We start from the raw sequence: 26,222 nt of genomic DNA, 5'->3' as shown, positions 1-26,222 counted from the left end.
GCTGGTGTAATCCAACCCATGGTCACACACTCTTCCATGTCGCTGCACGGGAAAATTCTCACCGAGATTGAGCAAAACATTCTCAGTGGCCGCTGGCCGCCCGGCTACCGTATCCCCTCTGAGATGGAGCTGACAGTTCACTACGAATGCTCACGCATGACGGTGAGCAAGGCACTGAACAAGCTGGTTCAGGCCGGCCTGCTGGAGCGCAAGCGCAAAGCGGGCAGCTTTGTCACCCGCCCGCACACCAGTTCGGCCGTGCTGGAAATTCCCGATCTGCGCCAGGTGGTGCTGGGCATGGGACTGGAGTACTCCAGCCAGTTGCTCAGCCGCAAGCAGCGGCGAAGCACGCGCGATGACATGGAAGCCATGCGCATGGACAAGCCAGGCCCTATCGTCCATGTGCTGTGCCTGCACATGGCGGGGCAACGGCACTTTTGCATAGAAGACCGCCTGATCAACCTTGAATCTGTACCCGACGCCGAGCACGAATCATTTACCGAGCACAGCCCCAGCTCGTGGATGGTAAACCATGTGCCGTGGAGCTCGGCCGAGCACCGCATCCGCGCCGAAGCGGCGAGCGAGGAAAATGCCACCCGGCTGGCGATTGCCCCCGGCTTCCCCTGCTTGGTGATTGACCGCCGCACCTGGACGGGCCAGTTGCCCATCACCTTTGTGCGCCTGACCTACCCGGCCGACCTGTACGAGCTGGATGCGCATTTCTCACCTTCCACCATCGCCCCGGCGACCTGATTGCGCATAACCCGGCTTGTGCGCCACGCCAGAGTGCGGCGCACAATAGAGCATATTTTTGACGCTTGTTGTTAGTGAATAAATGGGCATATAGCCCTTATTCAACAAGCGTTATCAGCTACAAATTCAAGAGTACCCGGTGTCTTCCGCGCAATCCATTCTGCGAGCCGTTTTTGGCTACGAGCAATTCCGAGGCCCCCAGCAGGCCATCGTCTCGCATGTCATCAACGGCGGCGATGCACTGGTGCTCATGCCCACGGGCGGCGGCAAGTCGCTGTGCTATCAGGTGCCAGCCATTGCACGCCAGCAACTGGGCCATGGGGTGACCATCGTGGTGTCGCCGCTGATTGCGCTGATGCACGATCAGGTCGGTGCGCTGCACGAGGCAGGCATCAGCGCCGCCTTTCTGAATTCCACCCTCAGCTACGACGAAACACAGGAAGTAGAGCTGCGCCTGCAGAGCGGCGACATCACCCTGCTGTACGTCGCGCCAGAGCGGTTGAACACGCCGCGCTTCCTGGGCCTGCTGGATGATCTGCTGGCGCAAGGCAAACTGTCCCTGTTTGCGATCGATGAGGCGCATTGCGTAAGCCAGTGGGGCCACGACTTCCGCCCCGAATACCGCGCCCTCACGGTGCTGCACCAGCGCTTTGCCAGCGTACCGCGCATTGCGCTGACGGCCACGGCGGATGCGCTGACGCGCGCCGACATCATCGAACGCCTGCAGTTGGAAGCCGCACAGCACTTCATCAGCAGCTTTGACCGGCCCAATATCCGCTACAAGATTGCCGAGAAAAAAGACGTCACCAACCAGTTGCTGCGTTTCATTGAACGCGAGCATGAGGGCGAAGCAGGCGTGGTCTATTGCCAGTCGCGCAAGCGCGTGGAAGAGTTGGCGCAGACGCTGGCGCAAAGCGGCATCAACGCTCTGCCCTATCACGCCGGTCTGCCGCAGGAAATGCGCCAGAACCATCAAGACCGCTTTTTGCGCGAAGAAGGTGTGGTGATGTGCGCCACCATTGCCTTTGGCATGGGCATCAACAAGCCCGATGTGCGCTTTGTGGCCCATGTGGACATGCCCAAGAACATCGAAGGCTACTACCAGGAAACCGGCCGCGCGGGCCGCGATGGCCTGCCTGCCGATGCGTGGATGGCCTATGGCCTCAGCGATGTGGTCAACCAGCGCCGCATGATTGACGAGAGCCCGGCAGAAGAGCAGTTCAAGCAAGTCATGCGCGGCAAGCTGGATGCGCTGCTGGGCTTGGCCGAGGCCACAGACTGCCGCCGCATACGCCTTCTGGCCTATTTTGGCGAGCGATATGGGCAGGAACCCAGTCTGGACGGCAAGCCGCTGCAGGCCGTGGGCCGCACCCATTGCGGCAACTGCGACAACTGTCTGGAGCCGCCTGCGCTCTGGGATGGTACGGACGCTGCGCGCAAGCTGCTGTCCACCATTTTCCGCGTGCATGAAGCCAGCGGCCTGACTTATGGCGCTGGCCACATCATGGATGTGCTGCGCGGTAAAGAAACCGACAAGGTGGCCCAGTTCAGCCACGAGAAAGTCTCCACCTTCGGTATTGGCAAGGATTACTCAGAGCCACAGCTGCGAGCCGTGATGCGCCAGTTGCTGGCGACAGGCGCACTGGGCCTGCACAAGGTGGTGAGCGAAAACAGCGGCCATGTGTTTGACACCCTGTGCCTGGCCGCAGGCTCCCGCGCTGTGCTCAAGGGCGAGGTGCAGGTGCAGTTGCGCGAAGCCGTTGCCGCATCACGCAGCAAAAAACCAAGCAAGAAGTCTGCTGCCAATGCAGCCGCCATCAACCTGGGGCCAGATGCGCAAGTGCGCTTCATCAACCTCAAGGCCTGGCGCGCCGAGGTGGCCAAGTCGCACAATCTGCCGGCCTATGTGATCTTCCACGATGCCACGCTGGCATCGATTGCCGAACTCAACCCCCAGTCGCTGCAGGAGCTGCAAGGGGTGAGTGGCATGGGTGCCAAAAAGCTGGATGCGTATGGAGCCGAGGTACTGCGCGTGGTGGCTCTGGGCTAAGCCACGGCACTGGTATCAGCGCCAGCGCTATCCAAGTTGTGCCGACTTGGACATCTCCACAATTCCCACACAAATGCTCGACAGCCCGGAAATATTGCAGCCTCACACTGCAGCCGCATACCGTTTACCGGATTCCTTTTTGCGGAGCATTTTCTGCTGTGATCAATACTGCCCAATTGCTGGCTGACGAAGCCAAATACTGCTCGTTTGGCGACACCGTCCACTACGTCAATCCCCCGAAGATTTTCACAGGCTGCGATGGCAGCTATATGTACGACGACTCAGGCACCGCCTACCTCGATCTGCAGATGTGGTATTCGGCCGTCAACTTCGGCTACAAGAACAAGCGTCTTGAGCAAAAGATGATCGAGCAGCTGCAAGAGCTGCCCCAGGTGGCAAGTCAGTACCTGCACCCGACCAAGATTGAACTGGCCAAGTTCATCGCCGAAGACGCCAAGAGCAAATGGGGCAATGACGGCCGCGTGCACTTCAACGTGGGCGGCGCACAAGCCATTGAAGACTCGTTGAAAGTGGTGCGCAATGCCACCGGCGGCAAGAGTCTGATGTTTGCCTTTGAAGGTGGCTACCACGGCCGTACGCTGGGTGCTTCTTCCATCACCTCCAGCTACCGCTATCGCCGCCGCTTCGGCCACTTCAGCGATCGCGCTCAATTCATCCCCTTCCCCTACCCCTTCCGTCGTCCCAAGGGCATGACCGCTGAGGAGTATGCAGATTCGATCGTGCGTGAATTTGCCCGCAAGTTCGAGAACGAATATCACGCGGTCTGGGACCCCAAGACCAACCAGTGCGAATACGCAGCCTTCTACATTGAGCCCATTCAGGGCACCGGTGGCTACGTCATTCCTCCTGCCAATTTCTTCACCGGTCTGAAAAAGGTGCTGGATGACCACGGCGTGCTGCTGGTGGTCGACGAAATCCAGATGGGCTTCTGGCGTACGGGCAAGCTGTGGTCTGTGGAAAACTTCGGCATCAAGCCCGACGTGCTGGTGTTCGCCAAGGCACTGACCAACGGTCTGAACGCACTGTCCGGCCTGTGGGCCCGTGAAGAGTTGATCAACCCCACCGTGTTCCCACCGGGATCCACCCACTCCACCTTCGCCTCCAACCCTCTGGGCACGGCTCTGGGTCTGGAAGTGATGCGCATGACGCACGAAATGGACTTCGGTCGCCAGGTGTGCGAATCAGGTGCCTATTTCCTCGAAGGCTTGAAAGAGCTGCAAAAGCGCCACAAGGAAATCGGCGATGTGGACGGCATGGGCCTGGCACTGCGCGCCGAAATCTGCACCGAAGACGGCTTCACGCCCAACAAGGCGCTGCTGGACAAAATGGTGGACATCGGCCTTGAAGGTGGTCTGGAATACCAAGGCCAGAAGCGCGGCCTAGTGCTGGACGTGGGCGGCTACTACAAGAACGTGATTACCTTCGCGCCTTCGCTGATGATTTCTCGCCCCGAAATCGACGAAGCCATGGCACTGCTGGATCAGTTGCTGACCAAGGCGAAAAAGGGCTAATCCACTGAGCGGCTTGGCCTCCCCCTCTCTCGCTTGGCATTCGCCACGCGGGAGGGACAACGCTTTCGCTGCGAGGCGGCTCTTGCCTTGCCTGTCTGGTTCGGGGCATGCCTGCTGCGCTGGCATGATGGAATTTTCAACACAGTAATGAGCGCGATGGCATCGCAAAGTTTGCGCAACCAGCTGGAGCCTGACGGACTGCTGCAGCAATTTACCCAGCACCCCCCCGAAGGATTCACGCTGCTGAACCACGGTCCGGCGCCCGCGTTCACCGCACCATTTGACTTGCTGACCACCGCAGATGACGCGCTCAAGGCGCGTCTTTTGTCGTTACCGGGCGGCCCATGGCTGCATTCAAAGCTCACGCTGCAAACCGACTTTATCGGCACCACGGTCAGCGAGTATGCGCTGCTGCCTCAAGGCGTTACGGCAAGCACACTGGCGCAGCAATTACGCGCCATGGCCGGCCGCACTCTGCTGACCATCGTCAAGGATTTGCCGCAGACATCATCGCTGCTTTCTGAAAACGAAAACCGCTTCTCCAGAGAAGTCGCTCAAGCGCTTTCCAAGCAAGGTTTTATTGCGCTGGAAGGGCAGGCGCTGGCTTATGTGCCCATCACTTTTGCCAGTCTTAATGCGTATCTGGCGGGCCTTTCCAAAAACCGCAGAAGCAGTCTCAAGCGCAAACTCAAAAGCCGCGATCGGCTGACCATAGAACGTATTCCCACCGGCGCGGCATTTGCTGATGAGGCACGTGTGGATACCTACTACACGCTGTTTGATGCCGTGTATATGCAAAGCGAAATTCACTTCGACAAGCTCACGCGCGCTTTCTTTGCCGACCTGCTTCGCGATGGAGGCAACGGCGGCATTGTCTTTGAATACCGCGCTCTTGAAAGTGGTGCCTTGCTGGGCTGGAATCTATGCTTTGAACATGGCGGCAAACTGATCGACAAATATATTGGCATGTCCTACCCGGCAGCCCGTGAAGCCAATCTCTATTTTGTAAGCTGGATGGTCAATCTCGAATATGCACTGCAACGCGGCCTCAGCCACTATGTGGCGGGCTGGACCGACCCCGAGGTCAAGGCCCAGCTAGGTGCCAGCTTCACCATGACGCAGCACCTGGTCTTCATCCGCAACCCTGTGCTGCGAGCCTTGGGAAGACGTTTTTCCAAGCTGTTTGAAAACGATAGCCAATGGGGCCCAAAAGCATGATGCCACTCCCCCCACCCGTTGTGCTGGACGTCGATGGATCGGTCGGCCCGCTCAGTCATGAACGGCGCCTGCCGCTGACCGGCTGGCAAGAGCTCGTGCGCTTTGGCTGCGGCCTGCGCAGCTTCAAACGCTTTACTGCCGCCATGCACGACAAGCTCCCTCCCTTGCATGGCACGGTACTCATGGGCAGCGGTGACTTTCACCACCTGAGCTGGCCGCTGATTGAGCGCTGTATTGCGCAGCAAGGTTTCACGCCCAAGAACCCGCTGCGCGTACTGGTGCTGGACAACCATCCAGACAATATGCGTTTCCCCTGGGGCGTGCATTGCGGCTCCTGGGTGCGGCGCGTGGCCATGCACCCAGCGGTATCGCAAGTGCATGTGGCGGGCATCACCTCGCAGGACATTGGTTCCAGTCACGCCTGGGAAAACTACCTGCGTCCACTACGGGCTGGCAAGCTCACTTACTGGAGCTGTGGCGTTAACACCAGCTGGGCGAAAAAAATCGGTGCCAGCAAGGCATTTCGCAGTTTTTCAAGCATCGCCGAGCTGGTACAGGCACTGTCACTCCAAATGAGCGAATGGCCGCAGGACACCTATCTGAGCATTGACAAAGACGTCTTCGCAGCCGAGGTGGTGCGCACCAACTGGGATCAGGGCCAGATGCTTGAAAAACAGGCCATGGACCTGGTCGATGCACTGCGCGGGCAGATCATCGGAAGTGATATTACCGGCGATGTATCGTCATGGCACTATTCCACGTGGTGGAAGCGCCTGATGAGCGCAGGCGACGGTCAGGACACGCAGATTGATGTCGAGACGCTGGCTGCCTGGCAGGCTGGACAGCATGGTTTGAATCAACGGCTGGTGCAGCGGATTGCAGCCAGCAGCACAAGTTAGAGCGCTTCACCGATACCTTTCAACGCCTCGCTCAAGGAGCTGACATGCTGGACCGGTTGACCGAAAAATTGCTGCGACATGCATTTGAACCCTTGGTCAAAACGGGACGGCTTGAAGTCACTCTTCCATCCGGAAAGGCACTGCTCTTTGGCGACGATGGCCAGCCTCGGGCCGGCATACGCTTTACCGACCAACGCGCCATCTTTGCACTGCTGCGCGACCCCGACCTGAACTTTGGCGAGATGTTCATGCAGGAGCGCCTGCTGGTCGAAAAGGGAAGCGTGTACGACGTGCTGGAGTTGCTTCTGCGCCATGCACAGCATGCCCCGGTCAGCGCCACCGTACGCATGCTGGATGCCTGGCGCATGAAGCTGCGGCCCCTGCTGCAGAACAATCTGCGCAGCAAGTCTCGCACCAATGTGGCCCATCACTACGATCTGGACGACCGCCTGTACCAGCTGTTTCTGGATAGCGAACGTCAGTATTCTTGTGCCTATTTTGAGCAGGGCGATGAAGATCTTGAAACCGCCCAGCTCGCCAAGAAACGACATATCGCCGCCAAGCTGCTGATTGAGCCAGGCCAGCGCGTGCTGGACATAGGCTGCGGCTGGGGCGGCCTCTCGCGCTATCTGGCCGAGGTGGCCGGGGCGGCGCATGTCACCGGAATTACGCTATCCACCGAGCAGCTTGCGGGTGCCAAGCACAAGGCATCTCAATCCACTCACGCCGAGAAACTGGAGTACCGGCTGGAGGATTACCGCGACATGAATCGCGAAGAACATGGTTCGTTCGACCGCATTGTTTCGGTGGGCATGTTCGAGCATGTAGGGACCGGGTTCCACGACGCCTTTTTCCGCAAGTGCCACGAACTGCTTAGCGATGATGGCGTCATGCTGCTGCACTTCATCGGCAACAGCGATGTGCCGGATTTCAATAATCCGTGGATTGAGCGCTACATCTTTCCGGGCGGCCATATTCCGTCCATGTCGGAGTTCACGCCAGCTATCGAGCGCTCGGGCCTGGTGATCTGCGACATAGAGGTTCTGCGCCTGCACTATGCCCAGACGCTGCGCTTGTGGCGCGAGCGTTTCATGGCCCGCAGGGCACAGGCTGCAGCGCTTTATGACGAGCGTTTTTGCCGTATGTGGGAGTTTTATCTGTCCATGTCAGAGTCGGCATTCCGCTATCAGGACATTGCCATTTTTCAGGTCCAGCTGAGCCGCAGACAAGAGGCTGTGCCACTGACGCGCGATTACATGCACAAGCGCGAAGACGCCCTCAGGCACCTGGAAGCAGCGCAGAGCATGGCAGCTCCCAAAATGGCGGGCGCTGCAAAAATCAAAGCGAATAGCGCTTGAAATATCTTGATTTCAAAGCGTTTCTTATCTGTACTTTAGCTTTATCAGGTGCAAGCAGCTATTGTTTTTAATGAGCCTCAGCCCTGCGTGGCAGCCTGAATATTCGCCAGCACACGCGCAAAGCGCACATCATCCAGCCACGGGCTGTTGCTGATGGCCAGCAAGCGTTGCGCCCAGTCTCTCGCCCGGCTTACATCATCACGGCGCGCGGCATCCAGTACATGGTCGTAGCACCCATAGTCGGGCAGCACATGGACAAAGGGCAGAGACAGCCCGCTGCCATCCCCCCAATGGGCTTGCAGCGCGGCATCTCTGGCTTTCTGACTGGGCAGACGCAGCAAGATCACCGGCCACACGCCTTGCGAATCTGCGGCGATATCGTCCAGCACCTCCAGCCCGCAAGCGCGTAGCTGGGCCACGCGTGCTTTGGCTTGCTCAGCGGTCTGCTGCTGAAAAGCGCTCAGGCGCCGCAAAGCTTTTGAGCCGACGGCCTGCCGCCAAGCCCCCAGGCGGTGCTGCGGAATGAAGTCATCAAAATCATCCCCCGCGGCCTCCACCCAGTTGCCGCGAGACAAGGCTTGCTCCAGTGGCTTGCCATAAGCCATGCGCAGACCTGCCGGGCGATAGAGCGCGGCATAGCCCAGCAGCTCAACGCTGCGGCGCAGCTCCCACCAAAGATTGAATTTCGTATCTGCACCCACGGCACTCAGCACGTCGCGCAACACGGCATCACGCGTGATGAGCACGCCGCCTTCAAACGTGCTCAGGCCCTTGCCCACGGCCAGGCTGAAAAAACCCACATCGCCCTTGAGCGCAACAGACATCCCATTGCTGCGTGCACCCAAGGCTTGCGCAGCATCTTCAATCACATAGGCACCCACATCGCGGGCGCATTGCAACGCGGCATCCACATCGGCCACACGACCACAAAGATGCGTGGACAGCACGGCCAGCGTCTTGCTGCTGCAAAGCAGGTGCAGGCAAGCTGCATCCATATCCAGCGCATCCACCCGCAGATCGCACAGACGCAGCTGCAGCCCGCATTGCGCAATGGCCAGTGCCACCAATGGGCAGGTGTAGGCGGGTGCAATGACTTCGTTGCGCTCTGGCCTGAGCCGCTTGAGGCTGCGCAAAGCCACCATCAGCGCCGAGGTGCCAGAGCACTCGAGCTGCACGCGGTGCACGCCCAGCCATGTGGCCAGTTGCTCTGCAAAATCACCCGCGCCCCAGGGCAGCAGATCAGCCCATTGCAGCGGCAAGCCTGCCGTAGGAGGAACCGTGATTTCGCGCATCTCAGCTCGTCTGCTCTGCCGCCTCAGGGGTCTCGCTCACGGCCAGACACATGATGCCCGCCACGATGAACAGACAGCCGATGATTTGCGACCAGCCAATGGGCTCGTTGAACAGCCAGTACGAAAGTGCCAGCACCGAGATAATCTCAAGATGCGAAGCGGCAAAAGCGGGCCCGATGGGAGCGTGTTTGAGCAGGCTCATCCAGGTAAAAAAGGCACCGATATAGCCGACAAAGGCACCATAAATCCAGGGCTGACCAAACACGCGAACCAGCCATGCGGGGGAGAACTCCAGCGGCAAGGCGGACTCTCCGGCCATCTTGAAACTCAGCTGCGCCAGCGTGTCAAATGCCATGAGCACCAGAAAGCCAATGATGTAGAAACGCTTCATCTCAATGCAGTCCCACTATGGCCACACCGATGGAGACCAGCACAATGCCCACAACCCGCATGGGAGCGAGTTTTTCGCGGAACAGAACCCGGCCCAGAATCATGATGGCGACGATGTTGATGGAGCCCAGCAACACCCCATCCGACAGTGGCACCAGCGACAAAAACGCCAGCCAGACCACAAACTCAGCCACATAGCAGGCAATGCCTACCCACAACCAGGGGCGGGCCAGCATGAAGCGCCAGCGCTCCATGCCATCGCGCGCACCCGGCTCACTGGCTGCGGCCTTGAAGGCGAGTTGACCGCCGCTGTCTACCAACACATTAAGCACCCACAGCGTCACCACCAACGGCGAGAGATCACTGCCCATTCACACCCCTGGCAGGCGCTGCGGCATGGGCAATGCGCTCTATGAATTCGTTCAGCTTGGCGATCACGGTGCGTCGCTCACGATCGATGGTGATCATGTGATAACAGTTGTCCAGCAGCACCAATTCCACATGCGAGTTCACGGCAATTCGCTCAATGTCATGGGCATTGCTGACCGAGGAAATATCGTCTTCCCTGGCGTGCAGAACCAGACAGGGCGAACGCATCTGCGGCAGGTTTTTCATCACATGGGCCGACAGTGCACGCAGCTCGATCACACTCCACCACGGGTTTCCGGGCAGGCCAGCGGCAGAACTGTCGCCACTGTTCATCTGCTCCACAATGCGGGCGCGCAGAGCTTCGTCCTTGATGCCGTAAGGCGGTGCTTCCATGAATACGCTGTTGCGGCCAATACCCAGCAGACGGAACAGCGGCAGCAAGAATGCAAGCCGCGTGTATGAAGGAATGCTCCAGCCGTCATAGCGAAAGGTGGTCGACAACGCGCCCACACCCGCTACCTTGTCCGGGTGTTTTTGCGCGGCTGCCAGCGACAGCAGCGAACCCATGGACAGCCCCGCAACCACGACATGATCGACATGCCTGCCAAAGCGCAGCAGGCCAGACTCCACACTGCGCAGCCAGTCCGTCCAGCGCGATGCCACGAGGTCTTCCATCGCTGCGCAGTGGCCCGCCAGTTGCACGCCGTAGATGGTGAAGCCTTGTTTGTTCAAGCCCTTCCCCAGTAATCGCATCTCGGCAGGAGTTCCCGTCAGGCCATGAATCAGCAGCACGCCAATGCGCGCATTCGGGCCTTCGCCGGGCATGACGAACTCATTCGGCGTCAGGCAAACCTCCTGCAAAGAGCTTTGCTGCGCCTGAATCAGACCATCGGCAGCACTCATGCCACTTGCTCCATACCGAAAACAACTTGCTCGAGCAGTTGAGTCGCCTGACCAAAATGCTCAAATCGCGCATGGGCAATGCCATTGCTCTCGCAATAGGCGATGAGCTTGTACTTGGCCAGCACAAAGTCGGCCTTGCCAGAGACGCAAAAATCTGAGGTGCTGTCGCCGATATAGAGCACGCGACCATGGTCGGCCTGTTGCTCTGCCAGGCGTTCGCACTTGCAGTTGCCACTGGCGCGTGCGCAATGATTGCTGGCCCAGGGAGAGTCAAGGCGCCAGCTGCGCTCGCCGGTTTGCACCAGATGGTTGGCAATGACTTCCAGATCACCCAGACCATTGCGTTCGAGCACATGACGAATGGCATAGTCGATGCCGTCACTGACGACCTGAACCTTGATGCCCAGCGCTTTGGCTTCTTGCACAAAGCGAATGAAGTGCCCGTCAATCTCAATCGTATCCAGGTGGGTCTGCAGCTCGGCCTCGCTCATGTCCAGCAAGGCGACCTGACCTTTCATGCATTCGCGTGAGCCGATGTCGCCACGCTCCCAGGCGTCTTCCAGTTCCTGCCAGCCCGGCTTGCCAAAGCGGTTGAGCAAGGTGTCCGTCACATCCAGCAGGCTGATGGTGCCGTCAAAATCGCTTTGCACCATCCAGCCCGTCAAAGCTGTGCCATTGGATGAAGGAAGAATTTGAATTCGCTTATTCATGGAAGCTGACCCTCACGTTCTGACCTACTTTGGCATTGACAGGCGGCTGGTCAAACACCAGCACAGATTCGACCACTCGTACCGGGCCGCGCTGGGTGTCATCCTGCAGGCGCGCCGGGCCGTAGACAGGGCTGACTCGCAACACCGTGGCCGATGGAAATTCAAACTTGTTTGCACCGCCGTCGCCATCCACGGCCACTTGGGCCTTCATGCCCTCACGAATAGCAGCCACAAAGCTCTCGTTGACTTCAGCACGCACGATCAGCGGGCGCTGGGGTAGCAGCACCGCCACAGGGCTGCCGCTTTGCAGCATGCTGCCGGCGTGTGCCGTCAAGCGGATGACGGTGGCGGCCTCCGGTGCACGCAACTCGTGGCGCTGTTGCAAGGCTCGCAGCTGCTCGACCTTGTGTTTGGCCACGGATGCTTCGGCGGCGGCAATATCCACTTCAGCCTGCGCATCGCGCAGAGACTGGGCGGCTTCATCCACATTCTGTAAATCGGCCGCACCTTGCTTGGCTGCAGCCTGCCAGCGCGTCAGCGTTGTCTTGAGTGCCGGCAAACGCTCTTGCCTGGCCTTGAGCTTGGTTTGCGCCAGTTGCTGCTCCGATTCGGCGACGGCCAGATCGGCGCGGGCGGCATCATCGGCCAAGCGCAGCAAGACCTGGCCCTTTTGCACGCTCTGGCCTTCCTTGATCAGTAACTGCTGGACCACGCCAGCGGCAGGTGATGCGAGGTCCAGCAAACCGCCCTCCACATCAATCTTGCCGCGGGCAACGGCGACCTGACTTTGCGGCCTGGCCTGCGCAGCAGCAACAGAAGCGGGCGATGCAGAATCCTGCGCTGGCGAGCACCCACCCAGCAACAGCAGAGCCGCCGCAAGCAGCGGCACACCCGAACTGAGGCTGAAACACAATGGGCTACGGTTCATGAATTATTCCTTGATGGGGCTGTTCTGGCGCCAGTCGCTGCGGATAGCGCCGTCTTCCATGCCCAGCACACGATCGGCGTGGCGCACCAGCCGTGGGTCATGACTGACGCACAGCACCGTCGTGCCATGGCTGCGGGCCGCACGGTGTAGCAGATCAATGACACGCTGGCCACTTTCCGCATCCAGTGCGCTAGTGGGCTCATCGGCAAACAAAAGCTGGGGCTGCTTGGCAATGGCTCTGGCAATCGCAACGCGCTGCTTTTCACCACCGGAGAGTTGCGCGGGACGCATATGACTGCGGTGCGACAAGCCAACTTCATCCAACGCATCCTTGGCGCGGCGCAGTGTCTCTCCGTTCTTGAGACCCATATAGCCCAGAGGCAGCTGAACCTGCTCCAGCGCTGTCAGTGCGGGGAACAGATTGAAGCCCTGAAAGACAAAGCCGGTATGGCGCAGGCGAAATTTTTCCAGTGCGCCAATGCTCATCTTTGCCAAGTCCTGCCCCAGCGCCATGGCACGGCCACCATCCGGCTTTTGCAAACCGGACATGAGCGACAGCAAGGTGCTCTTGCCACAACCTGATGGACCCGAAATCAGGCTCAGCTCACCGGGTTGAAGACTGACAGAAAGCCCTTGCAGGACATGCACCTGAACGATGCCGGAGACAAATGATTTTTCAAGACTCACGGCCTCAAGACTGGGAGCAGCCGTATTCGCCGCAGGCGGGGTATGGAGTCGTTCGTTCGTCATGACGTGCATGCTTGCACCCTCAACGCAGCAAGGTGGCCGGGTCGGCACGCAACAAGCTGCGCATCGCGCCCAAACCGGACAGCAGGGACAGCACCGCGATCAGAATGGCGCAGGCAAGCACCGCCGCCATATTGAGCGCCACCGGCACACGATAGGTTGCGGCAACGCTCAGCAGCACAACGCTGGTCAAGGCCGCCAGCACAAAGCCCAGACCGCCGATCCAGCAGGCCTGCTCGACCACCACACGGCCCAGCGATGCACGGCTGACGCCCAGTGCATTAAGCACAGCATATTCACGTGCTGAACCGGCAACCACGGCCTTCAGCGACTGGCTGGTCACAATTGCACCCACCAGACACACGATGACGGCCATAAAGAGCACGCCAGCGCCAGCACCGGTGTCCAGCATCCAGTAGCGCTGCGAGCGCCTGGCAAAGGCGTCGGCAGTCCACACCTCATAAGGGCCAAAGCTGCTGCCGGTTTCACTCAAGCGCCGCTGAGCCTCTTGCGGTTTGGCGCCCGGTTTGAGGCGGGCCACAAAATAGGTGCTGCCGTTTACCGCGGTAGTTTCTGCAATCTCGCGTGCCGTGCTGAGCGAAGCCAGAACGTTGACACCGCCCAGTCCACGCAGGCCATCGACGGCCGCCACAATCTTCACCGCATGGTTGTTGATCCAGGCAACGCTGCCTTCTTGCGCACCCAATGTGCCCAGATCAGCGCGATCCACAATCACGGCACCCGGCTCGCGCAGCAGCTGACGCTGCCAGGAAGTAAGCACCTTGGTGAACATCATGGATTGATCCATCGCGCTGATGCCCGACAAATAGACTGAAACGCCACCGCCTGCAGCGCCTTGTGCGCGGGTGCGAGCGCGCCAATCGCCATCGACCCAGACATAAGGCTCCACAGCCTCCACTTCAGGATCCATGCGCAAGCGCATTTCCACATCACTACCAATGTTGCGGCCGAAGTTGACACTCTGCGTGCCCGGATAGCCAACCCATAGGTCGGCCGATGAGGCCGTCACATAAACCGCAGCTGAGCCAAAAATCCCCAGCACCAGCGCGGCCTGCATGGCCAGCAGAACGCCTGAAAATCCCACGGCAAACACCGATGGGACAAAGCGCCGCCATTCATGAATCAGCGTCTTGCGTGCCAGCGCAATCAAGGCTTCACCTCGGCAGTCTGAATAACGACGGGATCCAGTGGCGCCGCACCCACGGCTTTGTAAAGTGCGACATAAGCCAGTGCCTCGGCAGCCTTGGCCGTTGCCATCTCGCTTTGCAACTGCAAGCTGGCACGTGCATTTTCCGCACCGGCCAGATCACTGGACAGGCCCAGTTGCTGACGCACCGCCTGCGCTTTATCACGCGATTGGTGAATTTGCTGAGCAGCGAGCAATGATTGCTGTCGCTGCTGCTGGGCAGCCACTGCAGCTAACGAGCCTTCCGCCTCAGCGATGCCAATGAGTACAGCCTGACGATAGGCCTTGATGCTGGACTGCAGCGCCAGCTCCTTGCCATCGGCTACCGCACGGCGGCGGCTCCAGTCAAACAGCGGAATATCAATCTGCGGGCCCAGCATGGGGATGGAGTCCGAAGTCGAGCGGTGATTGCGGGTGATGTTGAATGAGTACAGCAGCGAACCCGTCAGCATCAGGCGCGGGTAAAGAGCGGCGCGGGCCACACCCACTTCGGCAGCGGCCTGCTCTACAGCGGCTTCAGCACTTTGAATATCAGGACGTTTGCGCAGCAAATCGGCTGGCAGCACCTCTAAGGCCTGCAAAGTGGGCAACGCTGCATCAGCCTTGGACTGCAACCATTGCAACTCAGGGCGATCTCGCCCCAGCAGGGCTGCCAATGCATGGGCTGCGCGCTTCTGGCTTTCGTTCAACAAAGCCAGCTGCGCCTCCTGGGTGCGCAGCTGCAATTGCTGCAGCTCCAGTGTCTGGGTATCCGTCAGGCGTTGATCACGGCGAATTTCTAGCAGCTGCAGTTGCCGTTGTGCTTGTTGCAACTGCTTTTTCGCCAGATTGCGTTGAATCTGGGCCAGTCTGATGTCGAGATAGCGATGAACCACATCCGCCACCAAGGCCACCCGCGCTGCGTGCAACTGCGCAGCAGCATCCAGCACGCTCGCCGAGCCGGAGCGGCGCGCGGCTTCTGCGTCACCAAACAGACCCAAGTCCCAGCTCACATCAATGCTGGCATGGAAATAGGTATCAACTGCCGCGATGTCCTGAAGCGTGCGCGCACCAACAGCAACGGCAGGCAAGAATGCCGAGCCCGCCGTATCCGCCAGCAGACGCTGCTGACGCAGCCGCAAAACGGCCTGGGCGACATCGAGATTCTGGGCCAACGCCTCATCGACCAGCGCATTCAACGCCGGATCATTCCAGCCCCGCCACCATTGCGCCAGCTCGGAATTGCTCGCTCTTTGGGCAGATGCTTGCTGCCATTGCGCTGGCGCACCCGAATCCAGTCGCACCTCAATAGGCGCAGCGCACCCTGCCAGCAATGACATGGCGCACAGGCACAGACTACCGAAACGAAGGCGCGAAGCCTGAAGGGGAGATTTCACAGCGCTGTTAGGTCAAGCTATGGGTTCTCATCCAGAAAACCCGTGGAAGGCAGAAACAACTATCCATTTCGCCATTGAACGGTAAGAAGTTTTCGCCTGATTGCAGGATTTATGGAGGAATTATGGAGATGAGTCTGCAATTTCTTCTTGCAGCCACTGCAGCCCATAATGGGTGGATAACACGTTTCAGTGGGTCCGCTAGATGCATGACTTTTCTGCACACAAAACCATGACAAGCTTTTCTCAGCCCACTTCGACACCTCTGGTTCTCGTCGTCGAGGATGAGCCCAATATCGCCGGTGTACTCAGCGCTTATCTGGAACGCGACGGTCTGCGCATTCGCATGGCGCATGACGGGGAAGAAGCGCTGCAGAGCTTTCGCCAGTTGCGCCCCGATCTGGTGCTGCTCGACATCCACCTGCCCAAGGTCGATGGCGTGGATGTGCTGAAGATGATCCGCAGCGACGGCGATGTGCCGGTCATCATGGTCACCGCACTGGCTGACGATGTGGACAAGCTGCTGGCACTGCGCATGGGAGCGGACGACTATGTGGTCAAGCCCTTCAACCCCCCCGAAGTCGTAGCACGCGTGCGTGCCGTGCTGCGCCGTACACAGGCCAAGCCAGCACCGGTGGCAGCCCCCATCCGTGTCGGCCCCATCGAGATCGATGTAGAAGCCCACAGCGCTGCTGTTTATGACGATCAAGGCAATCCGGTTTCGCTGTCACTCACACTCACAGAGTTTCGCCTTCTGGCCTGTCTGGCCGCCCAGCCACGCCGCTGCTTTTCACGCTCTTACCTGATTGAAAATTGCCTGCCTGAAAGCGATGCGCTGGAGCGCGTCATCGACTCTCACCTCTCCAAGCTCCGGCGCAAGCTGCAACTGGCTGGCCAGGACGGCCTGATCGAAACCGTTCGCGGCATTGGTTACCGTTTATGGCCCTGGGACTGAACCGCATCTGGGTTCGCTTTGGCCTGTGGATCACTGCTGCGGTCCTGTTGGCCATTGCCTCTCTGGCCATTGGCGTGTTGGCGTTTTCTGAGCTGCAGTACCGCGAGTTCTACCGCCACCTGCCAAGCCCCATCAAGGTCGAGCTGGAAACACTGAAGTCTCACGACCTGGAAGACAGCCCCAGAGCCTTACAAATCTATTCTGAATATTGGGAAGGCGACCGCCTTTTTGGAGAAAAATGGTCTCTGGTGATCGGTCTTGCGGTGAGCCTGCCCTTCGGCATGGCCATGGGATTCTGGATTTCGCGCCGCATCACCAGCCCACTCGCCTCCATGGTTGAAGTGGCCACCCATGTGAAGCGCGGCGAACTGGGCTACCGCGCAGTCAAAGGCAATGCCCATGGTGAGATGGCAGAGATGATCGACGCCTTCAATGGCATGGTCGATTCGCTGGAGTCATTTGAAGCGGAGCGGCTGGCCACGACAGCATCTATCTCCCACGAACTACGCACCCCGCTGACCGTTCTGCAGGCAAGACTGCATGCCATCTGCGATGGTGTGATCGACACCAGCCAACCTGAGATGAAAGTGCTGCTGGCCCAGGTCGAGCATCTAGGCCGCCTGGTGGGCGATCTGCACACGCTCTCCATGGCCGGTGCAGGGCAGCTGTCCCTGCGCAAAGAGCGCGTTGACCTGGCAACGCTGGTGGGAGAGGTGGTGGAAGAGCTGCACCCGCAGCTGCAAAAGTTCGACATGGCTTTGTCACTGGACCTTCCCATGCAGGAGGGCAACGGCAGCACGGACATTCGCGCCGATGCAGACCGGCTGCGCCAGATCACCAGCAACCTGATCGGCAATGTGCTGCGCCATGCCAGCAACGGCCACTGGCTGGGCATTCAGGTGCACGCCGAATCTGATCAACAAGGCCAGCACTGGGTCACACTCAGCGTCAGCGATGCCGGGCCTGGCCTTGACTCGGACCTTCAGGCCCACCCCTTCCAGCGCTTTGCGCAGGCCCCGGGAAAGCGCCGCAGAGAGGGTTCGGGACTGGGCCTGTCCATCGTCAAGGCCTTGGTCACCTCGCAAGGGGGCAATGTCAGTGCCGGCATATCAGATCGTGGCGGAGCGCGTTTTACGGTGCGCTTTCCTCGCCTTTGAACGCATCCTCATCACTCAGCATGGGGTAGAGCTTGGCCATGATCTGCTGCAAGCTTTGCTGCAACAGATCATGCGTGGCGTGCTGTACTTCAATCGCTGTTTCGGCTCTCGTTTCTGTCGTCGGTTCAGCCCCTGCTTCATCACGCACCAGCGTCCAGATTGCCGCCCATTGTTCAGCCTGTGACTGAACCACGGCCTGCGTCAGATCGCTCCACTGCTGCGGCGCTGCCGGGCTGGTGTAGCGACCACGGCCACGGCCAAAATGCGAGATCAGCAGGTACTTGAGCAGCACCTGACTGACCGTGGCATTCAGGTAGTCCACCGAGAGCTGAAAACTCTGCTTTTCCTGATCGAACATCTTGTTCGCACCCCATGCAGCACCACCAAAAGTGATGGCACCGACCAGCGCGCCCACCAAGGCACCGGCACCCAGCGTCAAGCCACCGGCCATCAAGTCAGCCCCCAAGCCTGTGGCTGCGCCTGCCGTCAGCGCACCCCACAGGCTAGCGGCCTGCGCATCTACGGGCGTATTGATCTTCAGCTGGCTACGTAGCTGCTCCTGTATCTGACTCGCGGCTTGGCCGTCAAGCTGATGAATCTCAAGCAGGCGCTGAGTGGCCTGCACATCGGCCTGACGCAGACTCTGCATCAAGCGCTGCACCGCCGCTTTGGCGGACGCGCTCAAGCGGTCTTCATCCGCAGCCGTCTTTCCCAGTTTGCTGGTGAGCTGACCCAGGCTCTGCCAGGCACGCTCCAGCAGCTTCCCTTGTTCAGGCTCCAGTTGTTCATGCAAGCGGGCCGCAGCCAGCAATTGCGCTGCCATGACCTCAAGGCTGGCCTGCTCGCGCTGTTGCTGCTGCAGGGCACGCTGATCCAGCAAGCGCTGATAGGCAGCCTGTTTGGCCTGCGGCAACAGTGGTGCGATGCTCTGCATCATCTTGCGCTCATGCCACCAGCTGCGCGTAAAGGCATCCAGTACCAAAACATCGCGCACCACGGTCTGAAAGCTTTGCGTCGCCTTCTGCCATCGCTGCAAATCGCGCAGCGTCTGCGCTTGCGTGGTGTCACTGCCAACCTGATTGAGCAGCACGATGACCGGCTTGTTCAGCCAAGCCAGAATATTCATCTCGGCGCTCCAGTAACCTGCATCCGCAGGGTCTTCTGCCGCATTGACGAGGTACAGCATCACATCCGCATGATCGCGCGCTGCGAGCAATGCGCGCTGGCTCAGATAAAACGGTTTGTCACTCCAGCGATCCCAGACATTGCTGAGGAACCAGCCCAGCGGATTACCTTGCTGCCGCAGGCGTTCGTACAGCCTGACCGAATCACCAAACCCCGGCGTGTCCCACAGCCAGAGTTCATCGTTTTGCTGCGTTTTCTGTAGCAGGTAGCGCCTGGATTGGCTGGTCACATGGGCTGCATCAGCAATCTCACCCACATCGTCCGCCATCAGGGTTCGCGTCAGCGTGGTTTTGCCGATATTGGTGTGCGAAAGCAGGCACCACTGAATGCTGTTGTCTCCCAGAACCAAAACATTGCCGTCAGTCATCTCAAACTCCTGCAGCAGGCACCAGGGTGGCATTCAGGCCAGCGCTGCGTACAAATTCTTTCCACAGCTGCTCCCGCTCTTGCACCCGCGCCGGGGCACCCGTGTTGCGGGCGCGAAAGTCTGCAGCCCACAGCCAGACATCGGTCTGTGGCCCCCAGAGGTTGAGCACCTGCGCCAGCAGGGCACCGTGAATTTCCACCTCAGGCGTGGCTGCCAAGTTCAGCAACAGCACTTGCTGAGCATGACCATTCGATGAATTAGACGCATTCGGCAAAGGCGATCCATAAGCCAACGGGGGCATCACTGTGAGCTGAGCACCCGCGCCATAGTTTTGTGCGACATGGCTGCGCAAAGCAGCCTCTCGCTCAGGCGTGATATCCAGGCTATAGGGCTGTACTTGCAAGGCGGTGGCACGACCCGCCCAGTCGCGCTGCAGCTTCTGAAAATAGGGCTGCTGCAGCGGCAGGGCCAGATGCTGGTTCAGCCACCAGACCTTGATGCCCTGCCACAGCGCCAGCACAAGGCGCGGCGCAATCACCATCAGGCCCAGCAGCAGACTGTAGAGCTGCACCCAGAGCTGGCCTACCGTGGGGTACTCCAGAAACTGCATAAAACCTGCAGGTACTGCAGGTACACCACTGGGCGCCCAGCCTTGCAGCGCCGTGACTTCAGCCAGAGTCCAAGGCTCCGTACCAAGCAGGTGCTGCAGGGGGGCAAACAGAATATTCAGGCAGGTCTGCACTGCGGAGGGTGAGAGAAACGTACTTTCCCAGCCCACCTGGTAGGCGTTGGTCAGCCCTGTCAGCCACAGCGAAGACAGCGCGCCCAGCGCCAACATGGCCGCGCCCAGATGGATGGTCAAAGCCCATTGCGCATGGCGTGGTCGTTGATTGATCTGCCACCAGTTACGCTCAAAATTCAGCACCATTTTTCGCAGCCCTGTCCCGCGCGAAACACTCCACTTTCTGGCTTGCAATTTCTGCAGCCAGCCACTGGGCACTGCCGTAACCTGCCCGGTCTGGCCCTGCACGGGTTCAAGCGGCATCACCACCATTTTTTTGCGCTGGATAAGGCTGCGCCCCCAGTTCACCACCAGCAGTACATACACCAGCACATTCCACAGAACAATGCCAATTAACGACGGCGAAAGCAGGTCCACTCGATGCGGATCCGTAATCGCATGGCCCGCAAAGCCCAGTGCAAACGCGCCCAGCAAAACGGCCACCACCATCCAGCGCGACACACCGGCCCCCTGCAGTGCCACTGCGCGGATATCGGCAGGCAGCTGCGCTGCTGCAATCACGCGTTTGGCACGCTCATGTAAAAAACGCTCAAAGGCGGCGCGTCCACTGCCTTTGGCATTGCCTTGGGCGTGCAGGCATTCCTGCGTGATAGCGGCGCAACGCTCTGGCGTGGGCAGCGCTTCGTGCGGAGCTGCAGTTTCCAGAGCGTGGGCAAAAACAATGTCGCGGGCAGAGCTGGCTTTCATGTCTCTATTGTGTTTCAGCCAAAGACATTGGTTCCAAAAATATCAAAACAATAGCTGTAAGTGCTTTTCCATCAAAGGCTACGGACCTATTTCACTGGGACCCCATTCGGGCTTGCCTGCACGTGCGTTTGGCCCACTGTGTGCTATGAATGCTGCTTTGCTGCAAAACACACAAGGAGACAAGCCATGACTCTCAATCCACAGGCCATGCCTGATGCCAACGGTTTCTTCGGCCCTTATGGCGGCCAGCTGGTGCCGCCCGATCTGAAGAAATGCATGGATGAAATTTCTGCCGCCTACGAAGAGATCGTCAAGCGCAAAGATTTTCAGGATGAGCTGGCCTCGCTGTTTGCCGACTATGTGGGCCGTCCCAGCCCCATTTTTCACGCCAGGCGCCTGTCCGATCAACTGGGCGGCGCACAGATCCATCTCAAGCGTGAAGACCTGAACCACACCGGCGCGCACAAGATCAATCACTGCCTGGGCGAGGCGCTGCTGGCCAAGTTCATGGGCAAGAAAAAAGTGATCGCCGAAACCGGTGCCGGACAGCATGGCGTAGCCCTTGCCACGGCCTGCGCGCTGGTGGGCATTCCCTGCGAGATTCACATGGGCCAGGTGGATATCGAAAAAGAGCACCCCAACGTCACAAAGATGCGCATTCTGGGCTGCACTCTGGTGCCTGTGACGCGCGGTGCAGCAACGCTCAAGGAAGCGGTGGACAGCGCCTTTGAGGTCTATCTGCAAGACCCAGTCAACACCATCTACGCCATTGGCTCCGTGGTCGGCCCCCACCCTTTTCCCATGATGGTGCGGGATTTCCAGTCCATCGTCGGGCGCGAAGCTCGCGAGCAGTTCCAGCACAAACATGGAAAGCTGCCCGAGCATGTGGCTGCCTGTGTGGGCGGCGGCAGCAATGCCATGGGCATCTTCACTGCCTTTCTCAAGGATGAGGCCGTGCATCTGGTCGGCGTAGAGCCTGCCGGCGAAGGTGTGGACAAACCCGGCCGCCATGCGGCCACGCTCTCGGTGGGCAAGCCGGGTGCCCTTCACGGCATGAAATGCTATGTGCTGGAAAACGCGGACGGCACGCCCGCCGCCGTGCACAGCATTGCCTCGGGTCTGGACTATCCAGGCGTAGGGCCACAGCACAGCTACCTCAAAGACATTGGCCGCGTGGATTACCAGTCGGTGAACGACCAAGAATGCCTGGATGCGTTCATGACGCTGTCGCGTGTGGAAGGCATTATCCCGGCGCTGGAAAGTGCACACGCCGTGGCCTGGGCCATACGCGAAGCCCCCAAGCTGGGCAAGGACCAGCACATCCTCGTCAACCTGTCAGGCCGCGGCGACAAGGACGCCGATTACGTGGCAAAAAAACTGGGGCTGTAAGCCGCAGCAAAGACCAGAGGTGCCTGCCATTGCGCATCTCTGGCCCATGCGTCACATCACTGACACAGCGCCTAGTGAGCATCACGTTCACCATCCCGTCTCTTCAAGCCATCTACTTATGCATGCCTCTCACTTCCTGTTTCGCCTGTCTTCACTGAGTACCGCTGCGTTACTGGCCCTGACACTCAGCGCATGCGGCGGTGGGGATAACGGCCCCACGCTGGAAATCATTCCCAAATACCTTACGCTGGACGGAAAACCACCCCAGGTGATTGCGCACCGTGGCTACTCCGGCCTGTATCCAGAACAGACACGCATGGCCTATGAAAAGGCTGCCGATGCCGGTGCCGACATGCTGGAGCTGGACATGCACCTCACTCGGGACTGCCAGCTGGTGGCGCGCCACAACGCCTGGCTGAGCGACAGCACCAATGTGAAGGAGGTGGCCAAAACCAATGACGCAGTGGCAGCCCTCAAGCGCACCGCGCCCGGCGTGCTGGTGAGTGTGAAGTACCCGCCTACCGTCGCCAACGGTCCCGCCAAGTATCTGAGTGACCAGATCGACCTCAATGACCCGCGCTCGGTGCTCAAGCCCTTGGTCGTCGATGGTGAAGACCATACGGGCGACTGGTCCGTCAGCGACTTCTCACTGCACGAGCTCAAGACCTTGCTGGCCGGCAAGATTCTGGACAACGCCAAAGACAGGCCCACGGACCTGAATGGCAAGCTGCCCCTGATCAGCGCGCAGGATGTGCTGGATATCGCCGCCGCCAAGAGCAAAGAACTCAAGCGCACGATTCCCGTTTACGCAGAGACCAAAAACCCTTACTGGAACAACCAGCAAGCCATTGCCAATGGCTGCGGATTGCCTGGTTCGCACCCTCTGGAAGACGCGGTGATGGCTCTGCTTGAGAAGAACCAGCTCAACAGCCAGAGTGCACCCATCTATATCCAGAGCTTTGACCCGGAAAGCCTCAAATATCTGCGCAAGGCCGGCATGAAGGCCAAGGGTGTGCAGCTGGTGGATGGCAACGACATCAACTTCCAGGACGGCTCCATGGTCTACATCACCAATGATGAATGGACCTTCATCAGCGGCCGCCCCTACAGCTGGACATTGGCAGGTGACGCCCGCACCTTTGGCGCCATGCTGACCACACCCGGCCTGGCCGAGATCAAGACCTATGCCGATGGCATTGGCCCCTGGAAGCCCCAGGTGCTGGCGCACTCTGTAGTGCCATACCTGACCGGTGCAGGCCTCAAGGACGTTAATACGCTGAAAGACACTGGCCTGATTGCCAATGCGCACAAGGCGGGGCTGGTGGTCCACAGCTTTACCTTCCGTGATGAAGCCGCGCGCCTGGCAGGCATTTACAAGGGCGATCCGGTGCAGGAGTTCCTCGCCTACTTCCGTCTCGGCATTGATGGTGTCTTCACCGACTTCACCGCCACAGGCGTCAAAGCGCGTGACGCTTATGAAAAAGAGCTGAGAAAGTAAGCCGGTATTCCTGGGTACTTTATTCCGGCACTCTTGCGCGGTGCATCAAGCACTGCACCCCACACCCAAGACACCTCGGTGCCTTGGGTTTTTTTTGCGCCGGCCTCACCACACCCGGCATTGCATCCCGTTTTTCGGCCTGCACTTTCTCAGCGCAACCCGCCAACATAGCGCGGTGCGCTGCGCGGCAGTATCTGCGGCTCTTCCGCCAGAGCGGGTGCAGAGGCACTTGCCACTACAGAAGCAGTAGAGGAACTTGATGTGCCACCACGCCTCAACGTGCTCGGACTGCTCCAGCTGCCCTGCAATCGCTCGGCCAGTCTGGCCAATTCCTCGTCTGCTTTTTCATGGGCATGCGCCAACGCGAAATCTGCCATGGCCTGCGCATAGAGCTGGTTGCCAGCCATCCATTCGGTATCTGTCACTCTCCCCGTCTTGCGGCGCAAAACCACATGCAGATGGGCGGCTATTGCCAGCCTTTCGCTGTCCTCCATACAAGCACCTCCTGACTTTTGACTCAAGCAAAGCGCGCGTACAGCTGTTTCAATGCTGACGCTCCAGATGCAGGCTGATGTCCAGCCCTTCCATTTCCTGTACAGAATCCACCCGCAGTGGCATGACCAGGCGAATCAAAAACAACAAGACGGCCGTGCCCACTGCGCTGTAGGCGGCTACGGCCAATACAGCGACCAGCTGATTGAGAACCGTGGGACTGGTGCCTGCGATCACCGGATCAGCGAACACGGCGGTCAGCACCGACCCGGCGATACCGCCCACACCATGCACACCAAACACGTCCAGCGAATCATCGGCACCCAGACGGCGCTTGAGCCAGGTCGCGCCCCAAAAGCAGACCACCCCGGCCATCAATCCCATCAAGGCTGCGCTGCCTACCTGCACAAAACCTGCAGCCGGCGTAATCGCTACCAGGCCGCCAATCAGGCCCGACAGCAGCCCCAGCAATGTGGGGGCTCCTCGCACCACCCACTCCATCAGCATCCATGCCAGGCCACCTGCAGCGGCTGCCACCAGAGTGACCACAAAAGCCAGTGCCGCACGCCCATCGGCAGAAAGGGCAGAGCCCGCGTTAAACCCAAACCAGCCAAACAGCAGCAAAGCGGTACCAATGGCTGTCCAGCCCAGGCTATGCGGCTCAAACGCCTCGGTTCCATAACCACGCCTGCGCCCCAGCATGGTGGCGCAGACCAAGGCCGCCACACCCGCATTCACATGCACCACAGCGCCCCCTGCAAAATCGAGTGCACCAAGTTGGTTCAACCAGCCGCCCCCCTCCCACACCCAGTGGGCGACAGGGGCATAGACCGCCACACTCCACAGCGCCGCAAATACCAGCAACGTGGCAAAACGCATACGCTCCACCACTGCACCCACAATCAGGCAGGTGGTGATGATGGCAAAGGCAGCCTGAAACAGCGCATAGGCCGCCTCTGGCAAATGCGGTGCCAGGTGACTGACGGAGAGCATGCTGCGCTTGCCGTCGTAATGCAGCGACGAGAACCAGGCACGGCTCAAATTGCCCAGCCAAGGAGAGTCTGCAGTGAAAGCCAGCGAGTATCCCAATGCGAACCAGGTCAGCGTCACGATGCAGGCTACGGCAAAGACCGCTGCCAGGGTGTTGACCACATTCTTGCGGCGCACCAGCCCTGCGTAGAAAAGAGCAATCCCTGGCAGCGTCATTAACAGCACCAGGGCTGCAGAAATCATCACCCACGCGGTGTCTGCCTTGTCGATGGCAGAAAACGGCACCATTTGCATGCACTCCCCCCTCGGTCAGTAATTTTGACAGGAGGTAAGCAGTTTTTGTGCCAAAGAATAACGAGCCCACACTGTCGCAGGCCCGGTTCTTGCATTCATTTGTCTGGCTGATGACGGCAGGCACGATTCGCGTGCTGCGCCTGTCACTTACAGATTCCACTGTCTGAGGAGACTTTTATGAATCGCAACGACGTTACCGAGAAAATCATTGCCGCCAAAGTGAATCAAGGCCTGAAGTGGGAGGATATTGCCAAGGCCGTAGGCCTGAGCAAGGAGTGGGTCACCGCAGGCTGTCTGGGCCAAATGACGTTCAATGCCGCGCAGGCGGCCACGCTGGCAGGCATTTTTTCGCTCACCGAGGAAGAGGCCCGATGGCTCCAGGTCGTACCTTACAAGGGCTCCTTACCGACCGCCGTACCCACCGATCCATTGATTTATCGCTGGTACGAAATCGTCAGCGTTTACGGCAGCACCATCAAGGAACTGATTCACGAAGAGTTCGGCGACGGCATCATGAGCGCCATCGATTTCAGCATGGACATACAGCGCGAACCTCATGCCAATGGCGACCGCGTGCAAGTGCTGCTTTCAGGCAAATTCTTGCCCTACAAATCCTATTAAGCGGCTATAGCGCAGCGCCACGGCTTTGAGGTGGAATGACTACAGGGGCAAACAAA

The 26,222-nt window shown here is 59.4% G+C and carries 24 protein-coding genes; 11 read left to right on the top strand and 13 right to left on the bottom strand.

Translation table 11 applies throughout. The features are described from left to right. Positions 1–18 precede the first annotated feature (18 nt). The 6 genes from hutC (at position 19) to HF327_RS01735 (ending at position 7,810) form a co-directional block, all read left to right on the top strand. Positions 19–753, top strand: coding sequence for a histidine utilization repressor (gene hutC / locus HF327_RS01760; RefSeq protein ID WP_236024003.1), 735 nt, complete (start codon positions 19–21; stop codon positions 751–753). A gap of 139 nt (positions 754–892) precedes the next feature. Then, positions 893–2,803 (top strand): DNA helicase RecQ, encoded by a 1,911-nt coding sequence (gene recQ / locus HF327_RS01755; protein ID WP_169106595.1) that lies wholly within the window; start codon positions 893–895, stop codon positions 2,801–2,803. 158 nt (positions 2,804–2,961) lie between these two features. Next, on the top strand, positions 2,962–4,335 hold the full coding sequence (locus tag HF327_RS01750; RefSeq protein ID WP_099739784.1) for an aspartate aminotransferase family protein: 1,374 nt from the start codon (positions 2,962–2,964) through the stop codon (positions 4,333–4,335). Between the two features lie 156 nt (positions 4,336–4,491). Continuing rightward, positions 4,492–5,553: a GNAT family N-acetyltransferase gene (locus HF327_RS01745; protein WP_169106594.1), complete on the top strand. Its 1,062-nt coding sequence runs from the start codon at positions 4,492–4,494 to the stop codon at positions 5,551–5,553. After that, on the top strand, positions 5,553–6,452 hold the full coding sequence (locus HF327_RS01740; protein WP_169106683.1) for a hypothetical protein: 900 nt from the start codon (positions 5,553–5,555) through the stop codon (positions 6,450–6,452). Before HF327_RS01745 ends, HF327_RS01740 begins: the two co-directional genes overlap by 1 nt. A gap of 44 nt (positions 6,453–6,496) precedes the next feature. Next, a complete protein-coding gene (locus HF327_RS01735; protein WP_169106593.1) occupies positions 6,497–7,810 on the top strand; it encodes an SAM-dependent methyltransferase in 1,314 nt (437 codons plus the stop codon). A 77-nt stretch (positions 7,811–7,887) separates the two neighbouring features. On the opposite strand, the gene HF327_RS01730 is transcribed toward HF327_RS01735, so the two are convergent. The 9 genes from HF327_RS01730 to HF327_RS01690 are packed head-to-tail and all read right to left on the bottom strand — an operon-like array spanning position 7,888 to position 15,675. Then, positions 7,888–9,102: a DegT/DnrJ/EryC1/StrS family aminotransferase gene (locus HF327_RS01730; protein WP_169106592.1), complete on the bottom strand. Its 1,215-nt coding sequence runs from the start codon at positions 9,100–9,102 to the stop codon at positions 7,888–7,890. A 1-nt stretch (position 9,103) separates the two neighbouring features. Continuing rightward, positions 9,104–9,493 (bottom strand): DMT family transporter, encoded by a 390-nt coding sequence (locus tag HF327_RS01725; RefSeq protein WP_169106591.1) that lies wholly within the window; start codon positions 9,491–9,493, stop codon positions 9,104–9,106. A 1-nt stretch (position 9,494) separates the two neighbouring features. Further along, on the bottom strand, positions 9,495–9,863 hold the full coding sequence (locus HF327_RS01720; protein ID WP_169106590.1) for an EamA family transporter: 369 nt from the start codon (positions 9,861–9,863) through the stop codon (positions 9,495–9,497). Then, positions 9,853–10,764, bottom strand: a complete 912-nt coding sequence (locus tag HF327_RS01715) for an alpha/beta hydrolase (RefSeq protein WP_169106589.1) — start codon at positions 10,762–10,764, stop codon at positions 9,853–9,855. Before HF327_RS01715 ends, HF327_RS01720 begins: the two co-directional genes overlap by 11 nt. Then, a complete protein-coding gene (locus HF327_RS01710) occupies positions 10,761–11,474 on the bottom strand; it encodes an MtnX-like HAD-IB family phosphatase (protein WP_169106588.1) in 714 nt (237 codons plus the stop codon). The genes HF327_RS01715 and HF327_RS01710 overlap by 4 nt, the downstream gene beginning before the upstream one ends. After that, complete coding sequence (locus HF327_RS01705; RefSeq protein WP_169106587.1) at positions 11,467–12,402, bottom strand: HlyD family secretion protein; 936 nt, start codon at positions 12,400–12,402, stop codon at positions 11,467–11,469. The genes HF327_RS01710 and HF327_RS01705 overlap by 8 nt, the downstream gene beginning before the upstream one ends. Positions 12,403–12,405: 3 nt before the next feature. After that, positions 12,406–13,161: an ABC transporter ATP-binding protein gene (locus HF327_RS01700; RefSeq protein ID WP_169106586.1), complete on the bottom strand. Its 756-nt coding sequence runs from the start codon at positions 13,159–13,161 to the stop codon at positions 12,406–12,408. A 10-nt stretch (positions 13,162–13,171) separates the two neighbouring features. Further along, positions 13,172–14,320, bottom strand: a complete 1,149-nt coding sequence (locus HF327_RS01695) for an ABC transporter permease (protein ID WP_169106585.1) — start codon at positions 14,318–14,320, stop codon at positions 13,172–13,174. Continuing rightward, positions 14,317–15,675 carry an efflux transporter outer membrane subunit gene (locus HF327_RS01690; protein ID WP_169106682.1) on the bottom strand — a complete coding sequence of 453 codons (1,359 nt, stop codon included), beginning with the start codon at positions 15,673–15,675 and terminating at the stop codon, positions 14,317–14,319. Before HF327_RS01690 ends, HF327_RS01695 begins: the two co-directional genes overlap by 4 nt. A gap of 259 nt (positions 15,676–15,934) precedes the next feature. Between HF327_RS01690 and HF327_RS01685 the strand changes: the two genes are divergently transcribed. Then, positions 15,935–16,684, top strand: coding sequence for a response regulator (locus HF327_RS01685; protein WP_407927013.1), 750 nt, complete (start codon positions 15,935–15,937; stop codon positions 16,682–16,684). Then, the gene (locus HF327_RS01680) at positions 16,669–17,841 is read left to right on the top strand and encodes a sensor histidine kinase (protein WP_169106583.1); all 1,173 of its coding nucleotides are present in this window, start codon (positions 16,669–16,671) and stop codon (positions 17,839–17,841) included. The genes HF327_RS01685 and HF327_RS01680 overlap by 16 nt, the downstream gene beginning before the upstream one ends. On the opposite strand, the gene HF327_RS01675 is transcribed toward HF327_RS01680, so the two are convergent. Next, a complete protein-coding gene (locus HF327_RS01675; RefSeq protein WP_169106582.1) occupies positions 17,816–19,393 on the bottom strand; it encodes a DUF3482 domain-containing protein in 1,578 nt (525 codons plus the stop codon). The two genes, HF327_RS01680 and HF327_RS01675, sit on opposite strands and share 26 nt — an antisense overlap. Position 19,394: 1 nt before the next feature. Next, on the bottom strand, positions 19,395–20,882 hold the full coding sequence (locus HF327_RS01670) for a DUF2868 domain-containing protein (protein ID WP_169106581.1): 1,488 nt from the start codon (positions 20,880–20,882) through the stop codon (positions 19,395–19,397). A 186-nt stretch (positions 20,883–21,068) separates the two neighbouring features. Between HF327_RS01670 and trpB the strand changes: the two genes are divergently transcribed. Together trpB and HF327_RS01660 are read left to right on the top strand one after the other, a co-directional pair. After that, positions 21,069–22,271: a tryptophan synthase subunit beta gene (trpB, locus tag HF327_RS01665; protein ID WP_169106580.1), complete on the top strand. Its 1,203-nt coding sequence runs from the start codon at positions 21,069–21,071 to the stop codon at positions 22,269–22,271. A gap of 118 nt (positions 22,272–22,389) precedes the next feature. Continuing rightward, positions 22,390–23,769, top strand: a complete 1,380-nt coding sequence (locus HF327_RS01660; RefSeq protein ID WP_169106579.1) for a glycerophosphodiester phosphodiesterase family protein — start codon at positions 22,390–22,392, stop codon at positions 23,767–23,769. 149 nt (positions 23,770–23,918) lie between these two features. On the opposite strand, the gene HF327_RS21925 is transcribed toward HF327_RS01660, so the two are convergent. Beyond that, positions 23,919–24,263 (bottom strand): hypothetical protein, encoded by a 345-nt coding sequence (locus HF327_RS21925; RefSeq protein ID WP_236024001.1) that lies wholly within the window; start codon positions 24,261–24,263, stop codon positions 23,919–23,921. A 49-nt stretch (positions 24,264–24,312) separates the two neighbouring features. Further along, positions 24,313–25,545: an ammonium transporter gene (locus HF327_RS01650; protein WP_169106578.1), complete on the bottom strand. Its 1,233-nt coding sequence runs from the start codon at positions 25,543–25,545 to the stop codon at positions 24,313–24,315. Between the two features lie 177 nt (positions 25,546–25,722). On the opposite strand from HF327_RS01650, the gene cynS reads away from it, so the two are divergent. Next, positions 25,723–26,166 carry a cyanase gene (gene cynS, locus HF327_RS01645; RefSeq protein ID WP_169106577.1) on the top strand — a complete coding sequence of 148 codons (444 nt, stop codon included), beginning with the start codon at positions 25,723–25,725 and terminating at the stop codon, positions 26,164–26,166. Positions 26,167–26,222 lie beyond the last annotated feature (56 nt).

Source organism: Comamonas suwonensis, from assembly GCF_012844455.2.
GTDB lineage: Bacteria > Pseudomonadota > Gammaproteobacteria > Burkholderiales > Burkholderiaceae_C > Comamonas > Comamonas suwonensis.
The sequence above is the reverse complement of the archived record's forward strand: the minus strand, read 5'-3'. Positions and strand labels throughout refer to the sequence as shown.

Excerpts from the sequence above, each read along its gene's own strand:
- hutC (WP_236024003.1), top strand. The coding sequence starts at position 19 with ATGGTCACACACTCTTCCATGTCGCTGCACGGGAAAATTCTCACCGAG.
- HF327_RS01745 (WP_169106594.1), top strand. The coding sequence starts at position 4,492 with ATGGCATCGCAAAGTTTGCGCAACCAGCTGGAGCCTGACGGACTGCTG.
- HF327_RS01740 (WP_169106683.1), top strand. The coding sequence starts at position 5,553 with ATGCCACTCCCCCCACCCGTTGTGCTGGACGTCGATGGATCGGTCGGC.
- HF327_RS01735 (WP_169106593.1), top strand. The coding sequence starts at position 6,497 with ATGCTGGACCGGTTGACCGAAAAATTGCTGCGACATGCATTTGAACCC.
- HF327_RS01730 (WP_169106592.1), bottom strand. The coding sequence starts at position 9,102 with ATGCGCGAAATCACGGTTCCTCCTACGGCAGGCTTGCCGCTGCAATGG.
- HF327_RS01725 (WP_169106591.1), bottom strand. The coding sequence starts at position 9,493 with ATGAAGCGTTTCTACATCATTGGCTTTCTGGTGCTCATGGCATTTGAC.
- HF327_RS01720 (WP_169106590.1), bottom strand. The coding sequence starts at position 9,863 with ATGGGCAGTGATCTCTCGCCGTTGGTGGTGACGCTGTGGGTGCTTAAT.
- HF327_RS01715 (WP_169106589.1), bottom strand. The coding sequence starts at position 10,764 with ATGAGTGCTGCCGATGGTCTGATTCAGGCGCAGCAAAGCTCTTTGCAG.
- HF327_RS01710 (WP_169106588.1), bottom strand. The coding sequence starts at position 11,474 with ATGAATAAGCGAATTCAAATTCTTCCTTCATCCAATGGCACAGCTTTG.
- HF327_RS01705 (WP_169106587.1), bottom strand. The coding sequence starts at position 12,402 with ATGAACCGTAGCCCATTGTGTTTCAGCCTCAGTTCGGGTGTGCCGCTG.
- HF327_RS01700 (WP_169106586.1), bottom strand. The coding sequence starts at position 13,161 with ATGCACGTCATGACGAACGAACGACTCCATACCCCGCCTGCGGCGAAT.
- HF327_RS01690 (WP_169106682.1), bottom strand. The coding sequence starts at position 15,675 with ATGTCATTGCTGGCAGGGTGCGCTGCGCCTATTGAGGTGCGACTGGAT.
- HF327_RS01685 (WP_407927013.1), top strand. The coding sequence starts at position 15,935 with ATGCATGACTTTTCTGCACACAAAACCATGACAAGCTTTTCTCAGCCC.
- HF327_RS01680 (WP_169106583.1), top strand. The coding sequence starts at position 16,669 with ATGGCCCTGGGACTGAACCGCATCTGGGTTCGCTTTGGCCTGTGGATC.
- HF327_RS01675 (WP_169106582.1), bottom strand. The coding sequence starts at position 19,393 with ATGACTGACGGCAATGTTTTGGTTCTGGGAGACAACAGCATTCAGTGG.
- HF327_RS01670 (WP_169106581.1), bottom strand. The coding sequence starts at position 20,882 with ATGAAAGCCAGCTCTGCCCGCGACATTGTTTTTGCCCACGCTCTGGAA.
- trpB (WP_169106580.1), top strand. The coding sequence starts at position 21,069 with ATGACTCTCAATCCACAGGCCATGCCTGATGCCAACGGTTTCTTCGGC.
- HF327_RS01660 (WP_169106579.1), top strand. The coding sequence starts at position 22,390 with ATGCATGCCTCTCACTTCCTGTTTCGCCTGTCTTCACTGAGTACCGCT.
- HF327_RS21925 (WP_236024001.1), bottom strand. The coding sequence starts at position 24,263 with ATGGAGGACAGCGAAAGGCTGGCAATAGCCGCCCATCTGCATGTGGTT.
- HF327_RS01650 (WP_169106578.1), bottom strand. The coding sequence starts at position 25,545 with ATGCAAATGGTGCCGTTTTCTGCCATCGACAAGGCAGACACCGCGTGG.
- cynS (WP_169106577.1), top strand. The coding sequence starts at position 25,723 with ATGAATCGCAACGACGTTACCGAGAAAATCATTGCCGCCAAAGTGAAT.